1 tRNA gene and 3 rRNA genes are annotated in these 5192 nt (G+C 54.1%); all 4 read left to right on the forward strand.

The annotated features are described in order from the left end of the window. Positions 1-253 precede the first annotated feature (253 nt). The 4 genes from AC1DMY_RS20775 to rrf all read left to right on the forward strand — a co-directional run bounded on the left by AC1DMY_RS20775 (position 254) and on the right by rrf (position 5143). Positions 254-1798 (forward strand): 16S ribosomal RNA (locus AC1DMY_RS20775). A gap of 123 nt (positions 1799-1921) precedes the next feature. Continuing rightward, positions 1922-1997, forward strand: a tRNA-Ala gene (locus AC1DMY_RS20780). A gap of 226 nt (positions 1998-2223) precedes the next feature. Next, positions 2224-4900: ribosomal RNA gene (locus AC1DMY_RS20785) — 23S ribosomal RNA — on the forward strand. Between the two features lie 130 nt (positions 4901-5030). Further along, positions 5031-5143, forward strand: a 5S ribosomal RNA gene (gene rrf, locus AC1DMY_RS20790). Together the 16S, 23S and 5S rRNA genes with 1 tRNA gene alongside form the textbook arrangement of a ribosomal RNA operon. The last annotated feature ends 49 nt before the right edge of the window (positions 5144-5192 follow it).

Here is a 5192-nt window from a genome sequence, read left to right on the forward strand (position 1 = left end):
GATGTAAGATGAGCGGCTCACTCGGAACGAAATGTTCCAACGCCGAAACGGCAACGTTCGGTAAGTGATTGAGATCTTTGACAGTGTGCGCAGGTGACTTGTGTGGGCGTCTTGCGACGGACGATTGAATGTCCAATAAATGCAAGCGCCTAACATAAAAGTCAAAGTATAAAAGCTTGACGTTTACGGTTAGGAACAACGCTTCAGAAAGATAGATCGCCTTCCTGCTTCGGCAGGGATGAGGTCGAAAACTTAAGTGAAGAGTTTGATCCTGGCTCAGATTGAACGCTGGCGGCATGCCTAACACATGCAAGTCGAACGGCAGCACAGCAGTAGCAATACTGTGGGTGGCGAGTGGCGGACGGGTGAGTAATGCATCGGGATCTACCCAAACGTGGGGGATAACGTAGGGAAACTTACGCTAATACCGCATACGTCCTAYGGGAGAAAGCGGGGGACCGAAAGGCCTCGCGCGGTTGGACGAACCGATGTGCGATTAGCTAGTTGGTAGGGTAATGGCCTACCAAGGCGACGATCGCTAGCTGGTCTGAGAGGATGATCAGCCACACTGGAACTGAGACACGGTCCAGACTCCTACGGGAGGCAGCAGTGGGGAATATTGGACAATGGGCGCAAGCCTGATCCAGCAATGCCGCGTGTGTGAAGAAGGCCTTCGGGTTGTAAAGCACTTTTATCAGGAGCGAAATACTACTGGCTAATAACCGGTGGGGCTGACGGTACCTGAGGAATAAGCACCGGCTAACTTCGTGCCAGCAGCCGCGGTAATACGAAGGGTGCAAGCGTTAATCGGAATTACTGGGCGTAAAGCGTGCGTAGGCGGTTATTTAAGTCTGTTGTGAAATCCCCGGGCTCAACCTGGGAATGGCAATGGATACTGGATAGCTAGAGTGTGATAGAGGATGGTGGAATTCCCGGTGTAGCGGTGAAATGCGTAGAGATCGGGAGGAACATCAGTGGCGAAGGCGGCCATCTGGATCAACACTGACGCTGAGGCACGAAAGCGTGGGGAGCAAACAGGATTAGATACCCTGGTAGTCCACGCCCTAAACGATGCGAACTGGATGTTGGTCTCAACTCGGAGATCAGTGTCGAAGCTAACGCGTTAAGTTCGCCGCCTGGGGAGTACGGTCGCAAGACTGAAACTCAAAGGAATTGACGGGGGCCCGCACAAGCGGTGGAGTATGTGGTTTAATTCGATGCAACGCGAAGAACCTTACCTGGCCTTGACATGTCTGGAATCCTGCAGAGATGCGGGAGTGCCTTCGGGAATCAGAACACAGGTGCTGCATGGCTGTCGTCAGCTCGTGTCGTGAGATGTTGGGTTAAGTCCCGCAACGAGCGCAACCCTTGTCCTTAGTTGCCAGCACGTAATGGTGGGAACTCTAAGGAGACTGCCGGTGACAAACCGGAGGAAGGTGGGGATGACGTCAAGTCATCATGGCCCTTACGGCCAGGGCTACACACGTACTACAATGGTCGGTACAGAGGGTTGCAATACCGCGAGGTGGAGCCAATCCCAGAAAGCCGATCCCAGTCCGGATTGGAGTCTGCAACTCGACTCCATGAAGTCGGAATCGCTAGTAATCGCAGATCAGCTATGCTGCGGTGAATACGTTCCCGGGCCTTGTACACACCGCCCGTCACACCATGGGAGTGAGTTGCTCCAGAAGCCGTTAGTCTAACCGCAAGGGGGACGACGACCACGGAGTGGTTCATGACTGGGGTGAAGTCGTAACAAGGTAGCCGTATCGGAAGGTGCGGCTGGATCACCTCCTTTCGAGAACGACATCAGTTTTCCCCGCAAGACGTCCACACAAGACACCTGCTCAGGTGGTTAGAGCGCACCCCTGATAAGGGTGAGGCCGGTGGTTCGAGTCCTCCCAGACCCACCACCGTCATCGGGGCCATAGCTCAGCTGGGAGAGCACCTGCTTTGCAAGCAGGGGGTCGTCAGTTCGATCCTGACTGGCTCCACCATGACACGACGTGAAATAAAGGCAGCGCACACAAAAGATTTAGAAACGAGACGGCATTGTGGCCGCTCTTGTGTTCTTTGAAAATGTAAACGAGTGACAAGCGTCTTGGTTCGAAACCGAATCGAGATGTGTCGTTGAGGCAATTAAGCGAACGCGTTGTTTGGACAGACGATGATTATCACCTCGTAAGTGATGGTTATCGGCCCTGAGGCGACTTGGGGTTATATGGTCAAGCGACTAAGCGTATACGGTGGATGCCTTGGCAGTCAGAGGCGATGAAGGACGTGGCAGCCTGCGAAAAGTGTCGGGGAGCTGGCTGGAAAGGCCGGCCATAGCGGGTGATAGCCCCGTAGGCGAAAGGGCATTAGAGATGAAATTGAGTAAGGCGGGGCACGAGAAACCCTGTCTGAATATGGGGGGACCATCCTCCAAGGCTAAATACTCCTGACTGACCGATAGCGAACTAGTACCGTGAGGGAAAGGCGAAAAGAACCCCGGAGAGGGGAGTGAAATAGACCCTGAAACCGTATACGTACAAGCAGTGGAAGCCCGCAAGGGTGACTGCGTACCTTTTGTATAATGGGTCAGCGACTTACTGTCAGTGGCAAGCTTAACCGTATAGGGGAGGCGAAGGGAAACCGAGTCTGAATAGGGCGCATAGTCTCTGGCAGTAGACCCGAAACCGAGTGATCTATCCTTGGCCAGGTTGAAGGTGCGGTAACACGCACTGGAGGACCGAACCCACATCTGTTGCAATAGATGGGGATGAGCTGAGGATAGGAGTGAAAGGCTAAACAAACTCGGAGATAGCTGGTTCTCCTCGAAAGCTATTTAGGTAGCGCCTCGTATGAATCTTCCTGGGGGTAGAGCACTGTTATGGCTAGCGGGCCATCGCGGCTTAGTAAACCATGGCAAACTCCGAATACCAGGACAGAATGTACGGGAGACACACGGCGGGTGCTAACGTCCGTCGTGAAAAGGGAAACAACCCAGACCCGCAGCTAAGGTCCCCAAGTTATCGCTAAGTGGAAAACGATGTGGAAAGGCATAGACAGCCAGGAGGTTGGCTTAGAAGCAGCCACCCTTTAAAGAAAGCGTAATAGCTCACTGGTCGAGTCGGTCTGCGCGGAAGATTTAACGGGGCTAAGCGATACACCGAAGCTCGGGGTGCATTACTTTGTAATGCGCGGTAGAGGAGCGTTCCGTAAGCCTGTGAAGGTGGATTGAGAAGTCTGCTGGAGGTATCGGAAGTGCGAATGCTGACATGAGTAACGATAATGGGGGTGAAAAGCCCCCACGCCGAAAGCCCAAGGTTTCCTCGCGCAACGTTCATCGGCGCAGGGTGAGTCGGCCCCTAAGGCGAGGCAGAAATGCGTAGTCGATGGGAAGCAGGTTAATATTCCTGCACTTGTCTGTAGTGCGATGTGGGGACGGAGAAAGTTAGGTCTACCGGGCGTTGGTTGTCCCGGGGAAAGGCGGTAGGCATGAAGCGTAGGCAAATCCGCGCTTCTTTATGCCGAGCACCGAGACGAGTCCTATTGGACGAAGTGACTGATACTACGCTTCCAGGAAAAGCCACTAAGCTTCAGCTACAGAGAAACCGTACCGTAAACCGACACTGGTAGGCAGGGTGAGAATCCCAAGGCGCTTGAGAGAACTCGGGTGAAGGAACTAGGCAAAATGGCACCGTAACTTCGGGAGAAGGTGCGCCCTCCGACGTGGTCACATGCGTGACTGAGCGTTAGAGGGTCGCAGTAACCTGGCCGCTGCGACTGTTTATCAAAAACACAGCACTCTGCAAACACGAAAGTGGACGTATAGGGTGTGACGCCTGCCCGGTGCTGGAAGGTTAATTGATGGGGTCAGCCGCAAGGCGAAGCTCTTGATCGAAGCCCCAGTAAACGGCGGCCGTAACTATAACGGTCCTAAGGTAGCGAAATTCCTTGTCGGGTAAGTTCCGACCTGCACGAATGGCGTAACGACAGCGGCGCTGTCTCCACCCGAGACTCAGTGAAATTGAAATCGCTGTGAAGATGCAGCGTTCCCGCGGCAAGACGGAAAGACCCCGTGAACCTTTACTATAGCTTTACACTGAACGTTGAGTTCTTCTGTGTAGGATAGGTGGGAGGCTATGAAACCGAGACGCTAGTTTCGGCGGAGCCATCCTTGAAATACCACCCTGAAGTGCTTGACGTTCTAACCTAGGTCCGTAATCCGGATCAGGGACCGTGTATGGTGGGTAGTTTGACTGGGGCGGTCTCCTCCCAAAGAGTAACGGAGGAGCACGAAGGTACGCTCAGCGCGGTCGGACATCGCGCACTGTGTGCAAAGGCATAAGCGTGCTTGACTGCGAGATCGACGGATCAAGCAGGTACGAAAGTAGGTCTTAGTGATCCGGTGGTTCTGTATGGAAGGGCCATCGCTCAACGGATAAAAGGTACTCCGGGGATAACAGGCTGATACCGCCCAAGAGTTCATATCGACGGCGGTGTTTGGCACCTCGATGTCGGCTCATCACATCCTGGGGCTGTAGCCGGTCCCAAGGGTATGGCTGTTCGCCATTTAAAGTGGTACGCGAGCTGGGTTCAGAACGTCGTGAGACAGTTCGGTCCCTATCTGTCGTGGGCGTTGGAGATTTGAGAGGGGCTGCTCCTAGTACGAGAGGACCGGAGTGGACGTTCCGCTGGTGTTCGGGTTGTCATGCCCATGGCATTGCCCGGTAGCTACGAACGGAAGCGATAACCGCTGAAAGCATCTAAGCGGGAAGCGCGCCTCAAGATGAGATCTCCCGAGACTTCGAGTCTCCTTAAGGCACCATCAAGACTAGGTGGTTGATAGGCGCGGTGTGGAAGTGCAGCAATGCATTGAGCTTACGCGTACTAATGAGCCGTGAGGCTTGACCATATAACCCCAAGACGCTTCGCAAGAGACGTTAGTCTCAACGAAACATCTCAAAACAATTTCACCTCGACGCTTGTCACTCGTTTACCCCTTTGCGGAACTGGCGCATACCCTGCGCTGTTCCCACCCCTTCCCTGGCGGCTATAGCGCTGTGGCCCCACCCGATCCCATCCCGAACTCGGAAGTGAAACGCAGCTGCGCCGATGGTAGTGTGAATTCTCATGCAAGAGTAGGTCACCGCCAGGGGCTTTATCCCTCAAACGCCTTCCCATCCGGGAAGGCGTTTGTCTTTGTG

The sequence above is a fragment of the Dyella sp. 01L423 genome (genome assembly GCF_056399945.1).